General features: G+C 70.5%; 18 protein-coding genes and 1 pseudogene. 14 read left to right on the top strand and 5 right to left on the bottom strand.

The annotated features are described in order from the left end of the window. Positions 1-8: 8 nt before the first annotated feature. Positions 9-1,190, bottom strand: coding sequence for an ABC transporter substrate-binding protein (locus A3862_RS14985; protein WP_043758721.1), 1,182 nt, complete (start codon positions 1,188-1,190; stop codon positions 9-11). Between the two features lie 197 nt (positions 1,191-1,387). On the opposite strand from A3862_RS14985, the gene A3862_RS14980 reads away from it, so the two are divergent. Beyond that, the gene (locus tag A3862_RS14980; RefSeq protein ID WP_043758724.1) at positions 1,388-1,804 is read left to right on the top strand and encodes a nuclear transport factor 2 family protein; all 417 of its coding nucleotides are present in this window, start codon (positions 1,388-1,390) and stop codon (positions 1,802-1,804) included. 10 nt (positions 1,805-1,814) lie between these two features. On the opposite strand, the gene A3862_RS14975 is transcribed toward A3862_RS14980, so the two are convergent. Continuing rightward, positions 1,815-2,516 (bottom strand): GntR family transcriptional regulator, encoded by a 702-nt coding sequence (locus A3862_RS14975; protein ID WP_043389194.1) that lies wholly within the window; start codon positions 2,514-2,516, stop codon positions 1,815-1,817. Positions 2,517-3,125: 609 nt separating this feature from the next. Between A3862_RS14975 and A3862_RS14970 the strand changes: the two genes are divergently transcribed. The 9 genes and pseudogenes from A3862_RS14970 to A3862_RS14930 all read left to right on the top strand — a co-directional run bounded on the left by A3862_RS14970 (position 3,126) and on the right by A3862_RS14930 (position 12,031). Continuing rightward, the gene (locus tag A3862_RS14970) at positions 3,126-3,470 is read left to right on the top strand and encodes a hypothetical protein (protein WP_052083653.1); all 345 of its coding nucleotides are present in this window, start codon (positions 3,126-3,128) and stop codon (positions 3,468-3,470) included. Between the two features lie 586 nt (positions 3,471-4,056). Continuing rightward, positions 4,057-4,920 (top strand): annotated as a pseudogene (locus A3862_RS14965) (outer membrane protein). A gap of 504 nt (positions 4,921-5,424) precedes the next feature. After that, positions 5,425-6,318: a LysR family transcriptional regulator gene (locus A3862_RS14960; protein ID WP_043758727.1), complete on the top strand. Its 894-nt coding sequence runs from the start codon at positions 5,425-5,427 to the stop codon at positions 6,316-6,318. Between the two features lie 159 nt (positions 6,319-6,477). Further along, entirely contained in the window at positions 6,478-7,299 is an 822-nt protein-coding gene (locus A3862_RS14955; RefSeq protein WP_420845387.1) for a putative hydro-lyase, read from the top strand. Between the two features lie 43 nt (positions 7,300-7,342). Further along, entirely contained in the window at positions 7,343-8,614 is a 1,272-nt protein-coding gene (locus A3862_RS14950; protein ID WP_043758731.1) for an MFS transporter, read from the top strand. Positions 8,615-8,642: 28 nt separating this feature from the next. Continuing rightward, positions 8,643-9,404, top strand: coding sequence for a 5-oxoprolinase subunit PxpA (locus tag A3862_RS14945; protein ID WP_043758733.1), 762 nt, complete (start codon positions 8,643-8,645; stop codon positions 9,402-9,404). Further along, a complete protein-coding gene (locus A3862_RS14940) occupies positions 9,401-10,132 on the top strand; it encodes a 5-oxoprolinase subunit B family protein (RefSeq protein ID WP_043758735.1) in 732 nt (243 codons plus the stop codon). The genes A3862_RS14945 and A3862_RS14940 overlap by 4 nt, the downstream gene beginning before the upstream one ends. Next, a complete protein-coding gene (locus A3862_RS14935; RefSeq protein ID WP_043758737.1) occupies positions 10,132-11,148 on the top strand; it encodes a biotin-dependent carboxyltransferase family protein in 1,017 nt (338 codons plus the stop codon). The genes A3862_RS14940 and A3862_RS14935 overlap by 1 nt, the downstream gene beginning before the upstream one ends. Before the next feature lie 94 nt (positions 11,149-11,242). Further along, the gene (locus tag A3862_RS14930; RefSeq protein WP_043758738.1) at positions 11,243-12,031 is read left to right on the top strand and encodes an aldolase; all 789 of its coding nucleotides are present in this window, start codon (positions 11,243-11,245) and stop codon (positions 12,029-12,031) included. Positions 12,032-12,038: 7 nt separating this feature from the next. On the opposite strand, the gene A3862_RS14925 is transcribed toward A3862_RS14930, so the two are convergent. Then, positions 12,039-13,334, bottom strand: coding sequence for a lytic murein transglycosylase (locus tag A3862_RS14925; protein ID WP_111473689.1), 1,296 nt, complete (start codon positions 13,332-13,334; stop codon positions 12,039-12,041). A 134-nt stretch (positions 13,335-13,468) separates the two neighbouring features. On the opposite strand from A3862_RS14925, the gene A3862_RS14920 reads away from it, so the two are divergent. From A3862_RS14920 to A3862_RS14910, 3 genes are all read left to right on the top strand, one after another. Continuing rightward, positions 13,469-13,963 carry an SRPBCC family protein gene (locus A3862_RS14920; protein ID WP_043758740.1) on the top strand — a complete coding sequence of 165 codons (495 nt, stop codon included), beginning with the start codon at positions 13,469-13,471 and terminating at the stop codon, positions 13,961-13,963. Between the two features lie 139 nt (positions 13,964-14,102). Then, on the top strand, positions 14,103-15,515 hold the full coding sequence (gene pyk, locus A3862_RS14915; protein ID WP_043382905.1) for a pyruvate kinase: 1,413 nt from the start codon (positions 14,103-14,105) through the stop codon (positions 15,513-15,515). A 95-nt stretch (positions 15,516-15,610) separates the two neighbouring features. Next, complete coding sequence (locus A3862_RS14910; RefSeq protein ID WP_043354815.1) at positions 15,611-15,739, top strand: hypothetical protein; 129 nt, start codon at positions 15,611-15,613, stop codon at positions 15,737-15,739. A gap of 96 nt (positions 15,740-15,835) precedes the next feature. Here A3862_RS14910 and A3862_RS14905 read toward each other — a convergent pair whose 3' ends face one another. Next, entirely contained in the window at positions 15,836-17,023 is a 1,188-nt protein-coding gene (locus A3862_RS14905) for a patatin-like phospholipase family protein (RefSeq protein WP_043758741.1), read from the bottom strand. Positions 17,024-17,458: 435 nt separating this feature from the next. Between A3862_RS14905 and A3862_RS14900 the strand changes: the two genes are divergently transcribed. Next, positions 17,459-17,995 (top strand): GcrA family cell cycle regulator, encoded by a 537-nt coding sequence (locus A3862_RS14900; protein ID WP_043758742.1) that lies wholly within the window; start codon positions 17,459-17,461, stop codon positions 17,993-17,995. A gap of 12 nt (positions 17,996-18,007) precedes the next feature. Here the strand turns inward: A3862_RS14900 and A3862_RS14895 are convergent, their stop codons facing one another. Beyond that, positions 18,008-18,898, bottom strand: a complete 891-nt coding sequence (locus A3862_RS14895; RefSeq protein WP_236962024.1) for a TAXI family TRAP transporter solute-binding subunit — start codon at positions 18,896-18,898, stop codon at positions 18,008-18,010. Between the last annotated feature and the right edge of the window lie 95 nt (positions 18,899-18,993).

Raw genomic sequence — 18,993 nt, 5'->3', positions numbered from 1 at the left:
CGCGGGGCTCAGTTGGTCACCGCGACGATCTCACCGTCCTTGAAGCGGGTGAACACGTAGTCGTTCGGGCCGAGTGCGTCGTGCTGGCCGGGGGCGAAGGGCTTGTCGTAGGTTTTGATCAGACCCGGATAGGTGCCGATCTTGTAGAAGCCGTCGCGGACCTTCGGGCCCTCGGTGGAACCCGCGGCCTCGATGGCGAGCGCCAGCAAGTGCGTGGCGTCGTAGGCGTTGGCGATGCCGACGGCGGGGGTGACGTCGGCCATCGACTTGATCGCCGGGTACTTGGCCTTGAGCGCGTCCAGCACCGTATTCGCCTTCGGCGACGTGTTGCCCGCGAAGGTGAAGGTCTGGATGAAGTGGACCTTGGCGGCGCTCGGGCCGGCGAGCTCGTCGAAGCGGCCGCCCGCCGGCCCCCAATGCGAGACGACCGGCACCGACCAGCCCATCCGGTCGAGGGACTTCACCACCTGGGCCGAGGGACCGACATTGCCGACGAGGAACAGCGCGTCGGCCCCGGCCTCCTTCAGCCGCGACAACTGGGGCACCATGTCGACGTCGTTGGCCTCATACTTCTCGATGCCCGCCGCCGGGAGGTTGGCCGCCTGCAGGGCGTCCTTGAGGCCCTTCTGGTTCGACTCGCCCCAGGCGTTGTTGACGAGGATCATGCCGGGCTTCTTCGCCCCGTAGGTCTTCACCGCGTAGGCGACCAGCGCCTCGTCGACGAGGGCATCGACCGCCGAGACCCGGAAGGCGTAATTGTCGGCGGCACCGTTGCGGGTGATGCCGGTGCCGGCCGCCCAGGGGCCGATGAACGGCACCTTCATCTGGTTGGCGATGGGCACAATCGCCATCGAGACCGGCGTGTCGAGGCCGCCGACCACCGCGACGACGCCGACCCGCTGGATCAGCTCTCGGGTCGCCAGCACGCCCTTGGACGGGTTGGCCTCGTCGTCGCGGGCCACCAGCTCGAGCGGACGCCCGAGGACGCCGCCCTTTGCGTTGATCTCGTCGATGGCAAGCCCGATCCCGCGGGAGATGGCCTCGCCGGATTTCGCGGACTGGCCGCTCAGGGCCGTCACGAGGCCGATCTTGACGGTGTCGGCCGCCTGCGCGGTCGAGACCGCGAGGCCGAGCAGCGCGCTCGTCGTCACCGCGAAGCGGCGCAGGGTCGGGGGCAGGAAGGAGGCCATGGCGTGTCTCCGGGGGCGGGTCGCCCCAGAAGACCGCAACCTCCATGCCAGCGAGATTCCGGTGCTCGGCCGCTCCCGGCGCCGCGTGCGTGCACCTTAGGAGGCATAATGTGCTCAATCGCGTGTCAAAGTGCATACACTTCCTGCATGCACGGACCGGCCTTTTGCGGCACGTTAGGGCCGACAGGAGGCCTGCCATGACCGATGTGACCCACAGCGCGGCGACCGCGCGCGACGCCGCCAACGTCACCGCCTATCTCGAGGCCTCGATGGTCCCGGATCCCGAGACGGCCGCCCGCTACATGGCGCCGGGCACCCGGATCGTGTTCACCGGCGCGCGGGTCTTCAACCATCCGTCCGAGGTCACGGCCTTCAATGCCGGGCGCTACGCCTGGGTGAAGAAGCGGATGGAGCGGCTGGACGTGGTCCCGGGCGACGGCGTCACGACGGTCTACAGCCTCGGGACGCTCTACGGCGCCTGGCCGGACGGCACGCCCTTCGAGGGCAACCGCTACGTCGACCGCTTCACCGTGCGCGACGGCCTGATCGTCGGCATGGAGGTCTGGAACGACAGCGCCGAGCGTCTGCTGGCGAAGCACGGCCTCACGGCCTGACGCCGAAGGCTCAAGCTCCGCCGCCCGCGACGTAGGGCGCCAGCAGGCGTCCGAGATCGCGCTCGCGCGGGGTCGGGGGCACGATGCGCGCCCGCTCGGCGACCGCGTCGAGGTGGTGGTCCATGAGCGCGGCGGCGCGTTCGGCATCACCCGCGACCAGGGCGGCGACGATGTCGCGGTGCTCGCTCACGGCGCAGTCCGAGGAATGCGGCCGGCTGTAGAGGGACAGGATCAGGGCGCAGCGATAGCCGAGTTCGGCGACATACCGGGTCAGCACGGCGCTGCCGGTCATCTCGGCGAGCATCAGGTGGAATTCGGTCGCGAGCCGGATCGAGAGCGCCTCGGGCCCGCCCCGGGCGGCCTCCTCGCGGGCGATCTGATCCAGCAGAATCTGACGCTGCTCGGGGCTGAGCTGTCCGGCGAGGCGGCGCACCACGAGCCGCTCCAGGCCGAGGCGCACGTCGAAGGTGTCACGCGCCTCCTCCCAACTCGGCGTCGCCACGACGGCGATGCGATTGCGGCGGAGGTCGACCAGGCCTTCCCCGGCCAGCCGCAACAGGGCCTGCCGGGCGATGGTGCGGCTCACGCCGAACCGTTCGCCGAGGGCATCCTCGGGCAGGCGGTCGCCGGGGGCCAGCGCCCGTTCCACGATGGCCCGGCGCAGGGCTTGGCAGATGGCGCCCACGCGATCGCCTTCGTCGGCCGCCTTCATCGATGCCGTCCGCGGCCGATCGCCGATACCTCTGCGCATTGGTGCGTCATGGTCCATTCTCGGTCGCGAGACGCTTCGATGCGTTCGCAGACGTATCGCGGCAGGGTTTTTGCCGATGGAGACCTTCAGGTGCAACGGTCACGCCAGCGCCACCGGATCGGTGGCAGCGGGACCGCGGTGGGCTGCGCCGAACGCCGAGGGGATCCGGGCGGAACGGGGTCGTCCGGCGCTCAGAACCGATCCCGCAGGCGGGCGGGTCGACGGCGAAGCCCGGGGCGTTCCGATTCGTCCCCGGATATGCCCCCTCGACACGCGCCATGTTCGACGAGCCTGACCGCCCATCGAGGTCCGCGCAACGACAGTCCGCGTCGCAACCGGCGAGGAGCCGTGGGAATGCCGCTCGGAGGCCCGAACATTGTCTGGAAGTCATCCGTCATCGGTCCAGCCGTCCCGGTGCAACCCGTGCGATCGGTCACACGATCGCGATAGATCGACCCGACCGGAACTTTCTTCGACATAAATTTCTATTTCAGGGCTGGTCCTTTGCGCCCCTTTAATTTGATAACGGCCGATTTTTGCAGACGACGCCATAGCCGATATCTGTACCGTATGTTAAGGATCCCCGCAGAAACACACGCCGAGAAGGTCGCGGCGACGTCGGTTTCGCCGATTCAGCTCAGCCATTTAACCTGTGCGCAGATCCGCGAAGAGGCGGGACGGGTCTCCGCGCGGGCGGCACAGGCGGTTGGGCCGCAGGATGAAAAGCGCCGCAGCGACCAAGTCGCCACGACAGTCGGTGCGGTCATCGTCCTGCCGGCCCTTCTCTTCATCGATGGCGACAACCATCAGACCGCCGAACTCACGCGCCGCAAGGGAGCGGTGAAGGCATTGGAGCAGGCCTCTGTCGAGAAGAGATGCGGTTTGGACTTCGAACCGCAGCCCCCGCGCCGGTAAGTCGACCCCGGCGCATCGTCATCGCGGGGCGCCCACCTCTATCCCAGCGCTTCGGAGACCGCAGGACAGGGTCGAGGCGCCGCCGGCCGGCGATCGGCCGCATCCGCGGCCCGCGACGCCGCCACGAGATCCGATCCCGAAAGCTGCAATCGCAAAGTGGCCGTACCGTATCGATCAGCTTTCGATCCGTCCGCGTACGTCGAGACGTACGAGAGGGGCCGTCGTGCCGGACCGCGGACGGACGGCGTGCGGCTGACCCTGGGCGACACCGGCGACGTGCGTCCGGGCGCCACCGCGCAGGTCTTCGTCAAAAATCTTCGCCGCAGGCCTCCAGGCTGCTTGGTCAGGCACGCCGACCAAATGCAGGCCGGCGCAATCCTGCGCGCCGCGGCTCGGAGCACAACCCGTAGACGACGATAGATCTTCCTGTTCGTGTTGGAGTAACATTTCTGCGGTATAGAACCGTTAAGGATGCCGAGATCGGGACGCGCGCGAATTTCCAAGTGTTGCCGGCGAGATACATCTTCCCGATCGCGCGCCTGATACGTCGAGATCAGCAGACGCTGCTAACGGAACCAACACGGACATGACCAAGATCCTGGCCTCTCTGGCTGCATTCACCGCTCTCACGGCCGCGGCGTCCGCCGCCGACCTGCCGCGCCGCGCTGCGCCGCCGCCGGTGTTCACGCCGGTGCCGGTGTTCACCTGGACCGGCTTCTACGTCGGTGTGAACGCCGGCTACGGCTTCGACGCCAACAGCCGCAACACCACCAGCTACGCCCTGCGGGCGGCTCGCTGATCAACTCCCCGGCACCTCGGGCGTCGTCAGCGTCAACAACCGCAACAACAACGACGGCTTCTCGGGCGGCGCCCAGATCGGCTACAACTACCAGTTCACGCCGGGCTCGGGCGTGGTGATCGGCTTCGAGGCCGACGCCCAGTACGTCGACTTCGCCCGCCGCGCCAACGCCACCCAGAACTACAGCTTCCTGGGCTTCCCCGGCGTCGCCTTCTCCAACCCGCCCGCCTTCGTCGCCACCAGCGGCAACGGCCTCGACTACTTCGGCACCGTCCGCGGCCGCCTCGGCTACGCCTTCGACCGCACCCTCGTGTACGGCACCGGCGGCTTCGCCTACGGATCCGGCCAGGACGACCAGAACTTCTCCGGCAACCGCTTCCGCGACAGCTTCCGCACCGGCTGGGCCGCCGGCGGCGGCGTCGAGTACGCCCTGCCCACCGACTCCTTCCTGAACTTCTTCCGCTCCTCGGCCGTCACCCTGAAGGTCGAAGGCCTGTACGTCAGCCTCGACCGCCAGAAGAACTCCGCCGGCGGCGTCTTCTACGGCAACCTCCTGCCCCGAACGGCACCGCCTACCTCAACGGCGCCGCCGCCAAGACCGAGTTCGCCGTCGTCCGCGCCGGCCTGAACTACAAGTTCGGCTCGTACTAAGCCGAGCGTGACTCGAGGGGCCATCGCCCCTCGCGGAGACTTGGCATGGGACTGGTCCTCTGCATGCCGGTCGCCGCGGGATGGCGATCCCCTCGCTCGACCCTTGCATCCCAGCCCGATCAACCTGGTCGCGAGGTCGACAAAACCCCGGGAGCATTCCGCTCCCGGGGTTTCCGCATGTGTGGGGCCACCCGAAACCGTTGCGCCCACACCTGAGCATTCCGCTCGCGATGTCAGGCTCTTGTCGGTGCTTCTGGAAGGGGTTTCACGAGGCCCTCAGGCTTCGCGCCTTCGCTGATTGGTGCCGCCCGAAGCGCCACGGGAGCGCCGGGCTTTCGGATTTTCCATCGCCCTGAACCGCGCCGTTGTCATCCGGGTGGACGTGAGGAACTCGCGGACGGATGGCCTGATCCCCGCGCCGACACGCGACGGCCGACGGCTTGCATGCCAGCGCGGGAGGGCGCGATATGATCGGCCACGACGGCGGAGCGGGACAATCGCGGGATGGCGGATTTCCGCAGCTTGGAGGTGTTTTACTGGGTTGCGAAACTCTCCAGCTTTCGCCGCGCCAGCGAGAAGGTGAATACGACCCAGCCGGCCGTCTCCCAGCGCATCGCGGCCCTGGAGCATGAATACGGCACGCTGTTCGAGCGCCGAAGCCGGGACGTCGCCCTGACGGAGCGGGGGCGTCTCCTCCTGGGTTTCGCGGAGCGATTCCTGGCTCTGCAGGACGAGATGAGCGCGGCCCTTCACGAGACCGGACGCACGCGGGGCACCCTGCGGCTCGGCGTGTCCGAGACGATCGTCCATCTGTGGCTGTCGCGCTTCATCGAGCGCATGCGCGCCGCCCATCCCGGGATCGGCGTCGACATCACCGTGGACATCTCGCCGAACATGCAGGCCGCCCTCGTCGCCGACGAGATCGATCTGGCACTCCTCGTGGGACCAATCACCCTGCCGAGCTTCGTCAACCGTGCCCTGTTCAGCACCCCGGTCGCGTGGATCGCCGCGCCGGGCCTGCTGCCGGGCGACGCGCCCCTGAGCCTCGGCGCGCTCCTGCACCATCCGCTCATCACCTACCCGCGCAACACCAGCCCCTATGTCGAGCTGCGCGACCTCGTCCTGCAGGAGAACCTCCTGCCGAGCCAGATCCACACCAGCGCCTCGCTCGCCACCATCGTGAAGATGGGCATCGAGGGCCTCGGGATCTGCGTGATCCCGCCGGCGGTGGTCGAGGCCGAGATCCGCGCCGGCACCCTCCGCGTCCTGCCGGCCGAGCCGCTGCTCTCGAATCTGACCTTCACGGCGATGCACATGAAGCGGCCGGCCCACCATTTCGTGGCGGATGCGGCCCGCCTCGCCCAGGACGTGGCCGAAACCTGGGCCGCCGGCCGATAAGACTGGTTTATCGCGCCTCATTCGCAATCACGATTGGCCTGCCCTGCGGCGCGATGGGATCGTTGCGGCAGGACATGAATCGCTGAAGCGATCGGGATCTTGCGGAATCCGGGCTGCCGACGATGCCGGCCCGGCGCTCGACAACCAGCCAGGGAGATCATCGCGGTGAGCCAGCACCTGGGCGCCGACGGCGCAGCACCTGTCTTCGCCGATGCGGCGGAAGCGCGGCGCGCGATCCGCGCGGGTCGGTTCCGGGGCCACACCTCGGGTCTCGTGCCCGCCCACGCGCAGGGCAACCTGATGATCCTGCCGCGGGCCATGGCGGAGGATTTCCACCGCTTCTGCCAGCAGAACCCGAAGCCCTGCCCGATCCTCGGCGTCTCGCAGCCCGGCGCCCGCACGCTTCCGACGCTCGGCACCGATCTCGACCTCGCCACCGACGTTTCCGACTATCGCGTCTACGAGGGCGGCGAACTCGTGGCGGAGCTGCCCGACCTGACCGGCGTGTGGCGGGACGACTTCGTCACCTTCGTCCTCGGCTGCTCCTTCTCGTTCGAGGCCGGCCTGATCGCGGCGGGCATCCCGCTCCGCCACGTCGCCCTCGGCCGCAACGTCGCGATGTACCGGACCTCGATCACCACACGGCCCTCAGGCCCGTTCCACGGCCCCCTGGTGGTCTCCATGCGGCCGATGAAGGCGGCGGACGCCATCAAGGCCGTGCAGGTCACGGCCCGGATGCCGGCGGTCCACGGAGCGCCGATCCATCTCGGCGACCCGAGCCTGATCGGTATCCGCGACATCGCGCGGCCGGATTTCGGCGATCCGGTCCCGATCGAGCCCGACGAGCTCCCGGTCTTCTGGGCCTGTGGCGTCACCCCCCAGGCGGTGGCGATGGCGGCGCGGCTGCCGCTCTGCATCACCCACGCGCCCGGTCACATGCTGATCACCGACCTCCTCAACCGCGACCTGCCGTTCCTGTGACCCTCCCGGCCGCATGACGGCCTGTCCGCCAAGGAGTTGCGCCATGTGGGTGAAAGACACGAGTCCGGCGGAGCGCCGGGTGCTAGGCGCGGCCTTCGCGGGCTACGGCGTCGATGCGTTCGACTACATGGTCTACACCTTCCTGATCCCGACGCTGGTCGTGGTCTGGGGCCTGACCAAGGTCGAGGCCGGCAACATCGCCACCGCCGCGCTGGTAACCTCGGCCATCGGCGGCTGGGCGGCCGGGATCCTGGCGGACCGCTACGGCCGGGTGGTCGTCCTGCAGGGCACCGTCGCGTGGTTCACCCTGTTCACGGTGCTCAGCGGCTTCACGCACTCCTACGAGCAACTGCTCGTCACCCGCGCGCTCCAGGGCTTCGGCTTCGGCGGCGAGTGGTCGGTGGGCTCCGTGCTGATCGCCGAAACGATCCAAGCCCGCTATCGCGGCAAGGCGGTGGGCCTCGTCCAGTCGAGCTGGGCGGTCGGCTGGGCCTGCGCGGCGATCGCCTTCTGGGCCGTGTTCGCCCTGGCGGAGCCCGCTGTGGCGTGGCGGATCCTGTTCTGGCTCGGCGCCCTCCCCTCGGTGCTGATCTTCTGGATCCGCCGCAACATCGAGGATCCGGAAGTCTACCGGCAGACGCGCGCCGCCATGCGCGACGTCGGCGATACGGGCAGCTTCCTCGACATCTTCTCCCGGCCGCTGATCGGCCGGACCGTGCTGGCGAGCCTGCTGGCGACCGGCATGCAGGGCGGCTACTACGCGGTGACCACGTGGCTCCCGACCTACCTGAAGACCGAGCGCAACCTCTCGGTCCTGAACACCAGCGGCTACCTGCTGATGCTGATCTTCGGATCGTTCGTCGGGTATTTGACCAGCGCCTGGCTCTCCGACCGCATCGGGCGCCGCCTGGGCTTCATTCTGTTCGGCTTCTGCGCCGGTCTCCTCGTCCTGGCCTACACGCTGATTCCGATCACCGACCCGGTGATGCTGGTCCTCGGCTTCCCCCTCGGCTTCTTCCTCTCCGGCGTATTCTCCGGGATGGGCGCCTTCCTGAGCGAGCTGTTCCCGAGCCGGATCCGCGGCTCCGCGCAGGGCTTCTGCTACAATTTCGGCCGCGCCACGGGCGCGATCTGCCCGGCCGTGGTGGGCCATCTCAGCGGCTCGCTGACACTCGGCATCGCCATCGGCGTCGTGGCGGCGGGCGCCTATTGCCTCGTGATCGTCGCGGCGCTTCTGTTGCCCGAGACGGCGGGCCGCGCGCTCGATTCTTGCAGCGCGGATCCGAGCGAGCCGGAGCCCGTTGCGGCCCTATGAGACCCGATCGGCACGCGGAGCGGCGGCGATGACCAGCGTGGACCTGAATTCCGACCTCGGCGAGGGCTACGGCGCCTATGCCTGCGGCGACGACGCGGCGATCCTCGGGATCGTCACCTCGGCCAACGTCGCCTGCGGCCTCCATGCCGGCGACCCCGAGATCATGGCCCGGACCTTCGCGCTGGCGAAGGCGCGCGGCGTCGCGGTCGGCGCCCATCCGGGCTTCCCCGACCTCTGGGGCTTCGGGCGGCGGCGGATGCCGTTCAGCCCGGACGAGATCGAGCGGCTCGTCGCCTACCAGATTGGCGCCGCCCAGGCGCTGGCCGCCTATGCCGGCCACCGCATCACCTACGTCAAGGCGCACGGGGCGCTGGCCAACGTCGCCGCCGAGGAGCGGCCGGTGGCCGACGCGATCGCCCGGGCCGTCCGTGCCGTGGACCGCGACCTCGCGCTGCTCGCCATCGCGCTCACCGCCCAGGTGCCGGCGGGCGAGGCCTGCGGCCTTGAGGTCCACCAGGAGATCTTCGCCGATCGCGGTTACACGCCGACCGGGCTCCTGATCCCGCGCAGCCAGCCCGGCGCGATGATCACCGATGCCGGCGAGGCGGCCGACCGGGTCCTGCGCATGGTCGAGGCGGGCGCGATCCTCACGGCGGACGGCCGGACGCTGCCGACGCCGATCCGCTCGATCTGCGTCCACGGCGATTCCGCCCACGCCGTCGCCACGGCCCGCGCGGTGCGGACCCGACTGGAGGGCGCGGGCGTCACGCTGGCGCCTTTCCGGCCGTGAGCGCGGTCGCGGAACCCCGGCTTCTCGACGCCGGCGAGGCGGCCCTCGTGGTCGAGTTCGGCAGCACGGTCGACCCGGCGATCAGTGACCGGGTCCTGGCGCTGGACGACGCCCTCGGGGCGGATCCGCCCGAGGGGCTGCGGGAGCGCGTACCGACCTACCGCTCCCTGATGCTGCACTATGATCCGCTGGTGCTCGACCGCGCGACGCTCGCCGAACGGGTCCGGGCGCTGGTGTCGGGCGCGACCGCGCGCGCGTCCAGTCCGACCCTGTGGACCCTGCCCTGCTGCTACGCTTCTCCGCATGGCGAGGACATCGCGCAGGTCGCCGAGCGCAGCGGGCTGTCGCCGGAGGCGGTGGTGTCGACCCATTCGGCCACGACGTTTCGGGTCTACATGTACGGCTTCGCGCCGGGCTTCGCCTATCTCGGCGGCCTGCCGGAGGCCCTGGCGGTGCCCCGGCGCGCGAGCCCGCGGCCGCCGCATCCGCGCAACGCCGTCATGATCGGCGGGGGTCTCGCCGCGGTGGCGACCGTGCCGATGCCGACCGGCTGGTACGTGCTCGGCGCGACGCCGGCCCGTCTCTACGCGCCCGAGCGCGACCCGACCTTCTTCGTCGCCGCGGGTGACCAGATCCGCTTCGAACCGGTGGATTCCGCGACCTTCGACGCCCTGACAGCCCGGGAGGCGGCAGGCGACCCGGTGGCCCGGCGCGGGGAGCCCCACTGATGCCCGCCCTCGTCATCGAGTCCGCCGGACCCGGCGTAACCCTGCAGGACGGGGGCCGGCACGGCTACCTGCGCTACGGCATCACGGCCGCGGGTCCCATGGACCCGCTGATGCACGCCGCCGCCAACCGGGCGGCATCGAACGCTCTCGACGCCACCGCCGTCGAGATCTCCACCGGCGGCGTCACCGTCTCGGCGGAGGACGGACCCGTCGGGATCACCCTGCTCGCGCCGGGTTTCCGCGTCGCGCTGGACGGGGTGCCGTTGCCCGATACGGTCGCGCTCACCCTGGAACCCGGCCAGAGGCTCGTCGTGCGGGCCGGCGATGCGGGCGCCTGGGGCTATCTGGCGGTCGCTGGGCGGCTCGACGTGGCGCCGGTCCTCGGATCGGCGGCGACCCATACCCGCTCGGGGCTCGGCGGCCTCGACGGGCGCGGCCTCGCTGCGGGCGACCGCCTGCCCGTCGCCGAGGGCCGGACCCTGGACGGGGCGCCGCAGCGGCTCGTCGCCCCCTGGCTCGACCGCGACGGACGGGTGATCCGGGTGGTGCTGGGCCCGCAGGACGATTATTTCGCCCCCGACCAGATCGAGGCCTTCCTGGCGGGTCCCTGGACGGTCTCGCCGCGGGGCGACCGGATGGCCTGCTTCGTCGACGGCACGCCGCTCAAGCACGCCAAGGGGCACGACATCGTCTCCGACGGCGTCGCCATGGGGGCGATCCAGGTCCCCGGCAACGGCCTGCCGATCATCCTGATGGCCGATCGGCAATCCACCGGCGGCTACCCGAAGATCGCCACGGTCATCGGGCCGGATCTCGGGCGGCTGGCGCAGGTCCGGGGCGGGGCGCGCCTGTCGTTCCGGCGCGTGTCGGTGGAGGAGGCGGTCGCGGCGCAGCGCGGCGAGCGCGATCTCCTGCGCGAGGCGGTGCCCCGCGAGCCGGTCATCCGCACGGATTTCGCGTCGGACTTCCTGCTCGGCCTCAACCTCGTCGGCGGCGTCACCGACGGCCGCAGCTGAGCGCAGATCGGCTGCGCTCAAGGGCGCAAGCAGATAGAGTGCGGCACCGGCCGAGTCCCCGGCCCGATCCCGAGACCTAGGAAAGCCCGCACGCATGGCGCACGCCGTTACCGCCCCGGGAAGCCCGCCCGCCCGCAGCAACGAGCCCCTGAACGCCGACAGCGTGCGTCGCGCCCGGATCGACCTCGCCGCCTGCCTGCGCTGGGCCGCCCGGAACGGTCTGGAAGAGGGGATCTGCAACCACTTCTCGGCGGTGCTGCCGGAGCGGCCCGACCTGTTCCTGGTCAATCCCTACGGCCTCGCCTTCGCGGAGGTCACCGCGTCGAGCCTTCTGCTCTGCGACTTCCACGGCAACGTCGTCGAGGGCGAAGGTCAGCCCGAGGCCACCGCCTTCCACATCCATGCCGAGCTGCACCGGCTGAAGCCCCGCGCCCGGGCGGCGTTCCACACCCACATGCCCTATTCGACGGCCCTCGCCATGCTGGAGGGCGAGCCGCTGCTATGGGCCGGCCAGACGGCCCTGCGCTTCTACGGCCGGATCGCCGTGGACGAGGATTACAACGGGCTGGCGCTCGACGGGTCCGAGGGCCGGCGGATCGCCGAGAGCGCCGGCGAGGCGGACGTGGTGTTCCTGAAGAACCACGGCGTGATGGTGCTGGGCGAGACCATCGCGGAGGCCTGGGACGATCTCTACTATCTGGAGCGCGCCGCGCAGGCGCAGGTCCTGGCCATGAGCACGGGGCGCACGCTCAAGACCGTGCCCGAGGCGATCGTCAAGCACGTGGCGGCCCAGGAGGCGGCGGGACGCGCCGAGAGTGCGCGGCTGCACCTGGAGAGCGTCAAGCGGGTGCTGGCCCGGGACGAGCCCGCCTTCCTGGCGTAGACGCCACTCAGGGCGTCGCCCGGACCCGGTCCAGCAGCGTGGCGTCGGCATAGCCGTCCGCCGGCAATCCGATCGACCCCTGGAAGGCGCGCAGTGCCGCCCGCGTCTTGAGGCCGATCTTGCCGTCGACCCCGCCGGTGGCGAAGCCGCGCTCCGTGAGCCGGGTCTGCAGATCGCGCCGCTCGTCGGCCGTGAGCGGCCGGTCGGCCCGCGGCCAGTCGTGCACCAGGCCCGGGTCGCCGCTCAGGCGATCCGACAGGAGCGCGACGGTGAGCGCGTAGGCCAGGGCCGTGTTGTAGCGCAGGATCACCGCGAAGTTCGGCTGCAGCAGGAAGGCGGGGCCGCGGATTCCGGCGGGCAGGATCAGGGTCGCCGCGGCCTCGTCCGGCATCGCGCGGTCACGCGCAGGCTTCACGCCGAGCGCCCGCCATGCCGCGATGGTGCGGACCGTCGTCTCGTCGGCGAGGGCCGCATCGAAATTCTCGGGCAGCGCCGCCTCGGCGCCCCAGCCCGCCCCGGGCTTCCAGCCGTGGGTGATGAGGTAATGAGCCGTCGACGCGAGCGCATCCGGCACCGAGGTCCAGATGTCGCGTCGTCCGTCGCCGTCGAAATCCACCGCCTCGCGCTGGTAGACGCTGGGCATGAACTGCGTGTGCCCCATGGCGCCAGCCCAAGATCCGGTGAGCCCCGCTTGCATCCGGTCGAGGGGCGCCTGGTTCCAGGCCAGGATCTGGAGCGCTGCCGTCAGTTCGTCGCGCCAGTAGGTGGCGCGATTGGGATCACTGCAGCCGAGCGTCGCCAGCGAGCGGACGACCGGCTTCACCACTGCCGCGTTTTCGAGCACCGCGCCGTAGCTCGATTCCACGCCCCAGAACGCCACCAGGATGTGGCGGTCGACCCCGTACCGGGCCTCGATGGCCGCGAGCGTGTCGGCGTGCTCGGCGAGCTTGCGCTGACCGGCCTCGATGCGGGCCGGCGTGACGCTGGCCTCGATGTAGTCCCAGATCGGCCGGACGAACTCCCCCTGGCTCTGCGTTGCGGCGAGCACGTCCGGATCGGGCGTCAGGGTGGCGAGCTGCGCCTCGGCGAGGCTCTGCGGCACGGCCCGCGCCGTGACCCAGGCGATCAGATCGGCCCGGCAGGTCTCGAAGGGCTGGGGCGTGGCCGGCGGGAATTGGTCCGGCCCCGCGGCGGCGAGCGTCGGCGCCACCAGACCGATCAGAAGTGAGGCTCCGGTCGTCAGGACCGTCCGCAGGGGGCCGCTCCAGGTCGCGGGCCGCATCGGCGCAGCGCGATCGTCCATGGGCATCTCCGGTGATCCAGATGCGCGCGACGTAGCACACCGAGCCCGCGACGGCACCTTCAACGGGGACTCGCCGCGACGGCGGCTCCGCCCCAAGTCGCGTCACGTCAGCCCGAACGCCAGGAGACCGAACCGTGCAACGTGCTTATCTCACGGCGATCGGTGCGGCCCTTCTGGCCGCCGGACCAGCCAGTGCCCTGGAAGTCACCCGCAGCCGCGACATCCCGGCCCCGCCGGCTGCCGTCTGGGCCCTGATCGGCGATTTCTGCGCGATCCAGAACTGGCACCCGCAGGTCCAGCGCTGCATCCTGTCGGGCGAGGACGACGACGACGGCATCCGCGCGCAGATCCGCGGCCTCGTCGTCAAAGGCGGCCTGGGCACGATCGCGGAAGTCGAGACCGCGCGCGACGAGACAGGCATGAGCTACAGCTACAGCTTCATTCAGGGCCCCCTGCCGGTGCGCGCCTACAACGCGACACTGGCGGTCCGCCCCAACGGTGAAGGGTCCACGGTGATCTGGAGCGCGACCTTCGACGCCGAGGGTATGAGCGACGCCGACGCGGTCGCCGACATCACCGGCGTGTTCGACGCCGGGCTTGCCGGGATCGCCCGGGAGACGGCCAGATAGGCGCCGGCCGAATCAGTCCGCCGCGCCAAACATCGCCTGGCCGGAGCCGCGGCGGTGCCGGGCACCGCTGTGTTCGGCGGCGGCGCGACCGAGCGCCCGGCTCGATTCCCAGAGACAGCCCCAGGAGGGCGAGACCCGCATGCGCCGTCACCGCCACGCCAAGATCGTCGCCACCGTCGGTCCCGCCAGCTCCACGCCGGACCAGCTCCGCGCCCTGTTCCTCGCCGGCGTCGACACGTTCCGGTTGAACTTCAGCCACGGCGTCCAGGCGGATCACGCCAAGGTCCACGCGGCGATCCGCGACCTGGAGAAGGAGGTGGGCCGGCCGATCGGCATACTGCAGGATCTCCAGGGACCGAAGATCCGGATCGGCACGCTGCAAGGCGGCCGGCTCGATCTTCAGGCCGGGGAGACGGTGCGCTTCGTCCTCGAGGGCGCCGACGGTGACAAGCAGGCGATCCCGCTGCACCACCCGGAGATCTTCGACGCCGTCGTGCCGGGCCAGGAACTCCTCATCGACGACGGGCGGGTGCGGGTGCGGGTCACAGGGCCCGAGCGGACTTCCATCACCGCCGAGGTGATCACCGGCGGACCGATCTCGAACCGCAAGGGCGTGAACCTGCCGGGCACCCTGCTGGATCTCTCGCCGCTCACCGAGAAGGACCGGGCCGACCTCGCCTTCGGGCTGGATCTCGGCGTCGACTGGGTCGCCCTGTCCTTCGTCCAGAAGCCCTCCGACGTGATCGAGGCGCGGGGCATCATCGGCGACCGCGCCGGCATCATGTCGAAGATCGAGAAGCCGCAGGCGCTGGACCGGATCGACGACATCATCCGGCTCTCCGATGCCGTGATGGTCGCCCGCGGCGATCTCGGCGTCGAGATCCCGCACGAGGACGTGCCGGCGCGGCAGAAGGAGCTGATCCGGGCCTGCCGGCTGGCCGTGAAGCCCGTGGTCGTGGCGACCCAGATGCTCGATTCCATGGTCAACGCCCCGGCGCCGACCCGGGCCGAGGCGTCGGACGTCGCCACCGCCATCTATGACGGCGCCGACGCGGTGATGCTCTCGGCGGAATCGGCGACCGGCCGCTACCCGGTCGAGGCGGTGGCGATGATGGACCGGATCATCCGCAGCGTGGAGGGGCACAAGCTCTATCACTCGATCATCGCGGCCTCGGAGCCGGGCGAGGAGGAGACGCCGCCGCATGCGGTGGCGACCGCCACGGCCGATCTCGCCGAGGCCGTGCGCGCCGCCGCGATCGTCGCCTACACGGCGAGCGGGACCACGGCGGCACGGGTGGCGCGCAAGCGTCCGGCCGCTGCGATCCTGGCCTTGACCCCGAACGTCGCAACCTCGCGGCGGTTGAGCCTGCTCTGGGGTGCGCACAGCGTCCTGACGGAGGATGTCGACAGCTACGAGGAAATGACCACGAAGGCCCGCCACCATGCGCAGGACGAGGGCTTCGCCAAGCCGAACGACATCATCGTGGTCACCGCCGGCATCCCGTTCCATTCGGCCGGCAACACCAACAACATCCGCCTGATGCAGATCTGAGCCGGCCGATCGGGAGCGTGATCTGGAACGCGGCCCACATCTCACCCGTTGATAGGAAGCTGCGCCATTTGGGCGCGATAACGGAGGGCCGAGCCATGAACCTGATCGGACGCATCGTCACCAAGATCCTCGGCAACGAGAACCGTCCCGTGTACCGCGACGACCGGAACGCCAGCTCGGCGACCCCGCTCGGCCGCCTCGTGACGAAGATCCTGGGCAAATAAGAGGTCGGCAGGACCGGGCCTGCGCCGGCAATCCGGCTCCGGGACCTGACATCGTCCACCGCGCGCCCTGCCGGGCGCGCGGAAAAACCTGTTCGATCAGTGCGCCACGACGCTCGCGGTCTCTCTGAGGACCGGCGAAGCCGGAACCGTGTGCTGCCAGAAGGTGCCGGTCCGGCCCTTCTCGAGGCCCGCATCGTAGAGCGCGCGCATGTAGGCGGTGTCGAAGCCCTTGGCGGCCGAGGCCTTGGGGCCGTTCTCGTCAATGTATGTCAGGTTGAAGCCGATGCCGTTGGCACGCGCGAGCGCGTAGGTCGCGGTGAGCGTGGCCCGGGAGCGCGCCCGGCTCGCCGTCGTGAATGAGCGCTCGACGATCGAGAGCGTGTTGTCCTTCGTGACCTCGAAATCCGGCTCGAGACGGCCGTTGATCACCACGTAGATCTCGGCCTTGCCGCCCGTACGGATCCGTCCGTCGCGCAACAGGAGGCTCTGCGGCAGGGTGAAGACCGGCGTCACCACCGAGCCGTCCACATGCATCTCCTGGAAACGCGTGTCGCCGGCCGAAACGTCGATGAACTGGGGCGGGAACACCGCCGGAATGCTGGCCGAGGCCGCCAACACGTCGCGGAACAGCTCCCGGGCGTTCGGCACGCCGCTCGCCGCGATGGCGCCCATGTTCCAGATCACCGCCCGCTGGGAATCGAGGTTCGTCGTCACCACGAGGAGGCGCCGCCCCTTGGCATGCTCCTCGGCAACCGCCTTGAGGAGATCCGCCGTGACGTAGCGGTCGATCAGGCTGCGCAGGCGTCCGTCACCGAACAATCCGGAGCCGAACAGCACGTTTGCCAGGTTGGGCGAGGCCACCAGCTCACCCGCGACGCCGCTGGTGTAGAACTCGGTCAGATAGGGATCGTAGGCCGGTCCCAGAAACGCGAAGGGGGCGATCAGCGCGCCGGTCGAGACACCGGACACCAGGGTGAATTCCGGGCGCTTGCCGGAGGCCGTCCAGCCGTTGAGCACGCCCGCCCCGTAGGCGCCGTCACCGCCGCCGCCCGACAGGGCCAGATACGTGAAGCCCTTGAGGCGACGCTCCGGATTGGCGGCGAGCGCCGCGATCGTGTCCACCGACGCGTCGGCGAAGACGCGCGCACCGGGGACGCCGGGGATGGTCGCCAGCGCGGCCTGCTCGGCGCTGTACGGAGTCCGCGGGACGCTGCCGCACGCCGCGACCTGCCCCGCCAGCCCGAACGCCACTGCCATGCGCAGGCTGACCTGACGAAAACCCATCGTCGCTTCCTTGAACCGCGTAACGCGCCCACTCTGCCACACGGAACGAGCTTGGCCGTACAGCCTGTTCCACCATAGCCGGCTGAGCAGGACGATATGGCCGCGCTGTTGCGGAGGGGTCACGTTTCCACGGGATCCGGGCACAAGCGTGGCCGCCTCGATCGCACGGCCGAGGGGCCATCGGCCGCCGCCATTGCCGGTGGACAGGCGCCGCGGCGGCCCGCATCGGGGGACCGGCCGCCCTTGCAACGCTCGCGAACGCCGCGCTAGGGTTCCCCCGTGGCCTGGCGAGACAGGGTGTCGCACGCGGTGCGGCAGCCGGCGCGCGAGGGCGCGGTCTGCGCGGCGACACGGTCGGCCGAGATAAGGCGTCCGGCGGCCCGAACACACGGCCTCGCTTTCGGGAACGCAGCCGAGCCGCAGGGGGCGGAGGGGATGATGGAACCGGTTCTCGGCTGGACGGATGATCGCGTGGCGCTGCTGCGCCGGTTGTGGGAAGACGGGCAGAGCGCCAGCAAGATCGCTGCGCAGCTCGGCGGCGTCACCCGCAATGCGGTGATCGGCAAGGTCCATCGCCTCGGTCTGGCCGGGCGTGCCCGGGGTGGCGAGGAGGCTCCCGCCGCCGCGCCGCCGTCGAAGTCCGTCGAGATCGAGACCGCCATCGCGGTGGTCGAGACACAGGCGCCCGAGCCGGTGGCGATCCTCGCCCATCGTCCGGCCCCCGAATTTCCCGCGCCCGCGCCCGTGCCGGCTCCGGAGCCTGTGGCTCTGGCGGTCTCGCAACGCGTGACCATCATGGACCTGCGGGAATCCATGTGCCGCTGGCCGCTCGGCGATCCGACGACCCCGGAATTCCGGTTCTGCGGCGCCCGGTCGATCACTGGGCTGCCCTATTGCACCCACCACGCCGAGATCGCCTACCAGCCGGCAGCCGAGCGGAAACGCGACCGCCGCGTCGCCTCCTTCCGCTGAAGCCCGGCGGACTCAGCGCAGGCTCACGCCCGCTTCGCGGAGGAGGCGGGCGGTCCCGGGATTGATCCTCTCCGCCGGGACGAGGCCGACGAGGTTCTTCGGCTGGGCGGTGGGCAAGTCCGTGCGCGCCAGCGCCGCCGCGACGCGATAGGCCGCGTCCTCGCGGAGTCCGGGCCGCGCGAGCACGAAGCTCCAGGATCCGACCGTCTCGATCGGGTCCGTCTGGCCGGCGAAGCTGCCCGCCGGGACCGTCAGGCGCCGCGTCGCCGCGCCCGGCTGCGCGAGGCGCGCGATCCCCGCCTCGGACGGCCCGAAGAAGCGGGCTCCGCCCGGATCGGCGGCCAGAGCATGGAAGCCCGGCCAGTCGAGGCCGCCGCCCCAGAGCGCGTCGGCGCGGCCCTCCCGCACCAGGGCCGGACCGTCGCCGGCCCGGTCGAGCAGCATCGGGCTGATGTCCCGCTCGGGATCGAGACCCGAGGCGCTGAGGGCGCTCCGGCCCATGACGGTGAGCCCCGAATTATGGGTGCCGAGCACGACCCTGCGCCCGCGCAGATCCGACACGGAGCGGATCGCACTGCCGGCCGGAACCACGAACAGGCCCGGCGTCGGGTACATCGGCGCCAGAACGGTCAGGTCGCCGCCTTCGGCGAGGGCCGGATAGGCGTACGCGCCCTGTACGAGGCCGAGATCGACCCGGCCGGTGCGGAGGATGCCGACATTCTCGGCCGACCCGCCGCTGGCACGCCGCTCGATCGCCAAAGTCGGGTCGACGGCCGCGATGGCGTGGGCAAGCGTTTCGCCGAAGGCTGGAAAGCCGCCGCCCGGCGTCGCGGTGGCGAGCACGAGGCGGACCACTTCGCTCCCCCAGGTCGGCCGCGCCAGGATCACCCCGAAGCCGGCCAACAGAGCGACCCGACGAGTCGGCCCTCGGGGCCGTCCCAGCCCTCCCGATGCGGACGACGCGCCGATCCCGCCGGTCATCTCGACGGGGGCTGGAG

The sequence above is a fragment of the Methylobacterium sp. XJLW genome (genome assembly GCF_003254375.1).
GTDB classification, from domain to species: Bacteria; Pseudomonadota; Alphaproteobacteria; order Rhizobiales; family Beijerinckiaceae; genus Methylobacterium; species Methylobacterium fujisawaense.
Note: the sequence above shows the minus strand (reverse complement) of the source record. Positions and strands in the feature narration are given on the sequence as shown.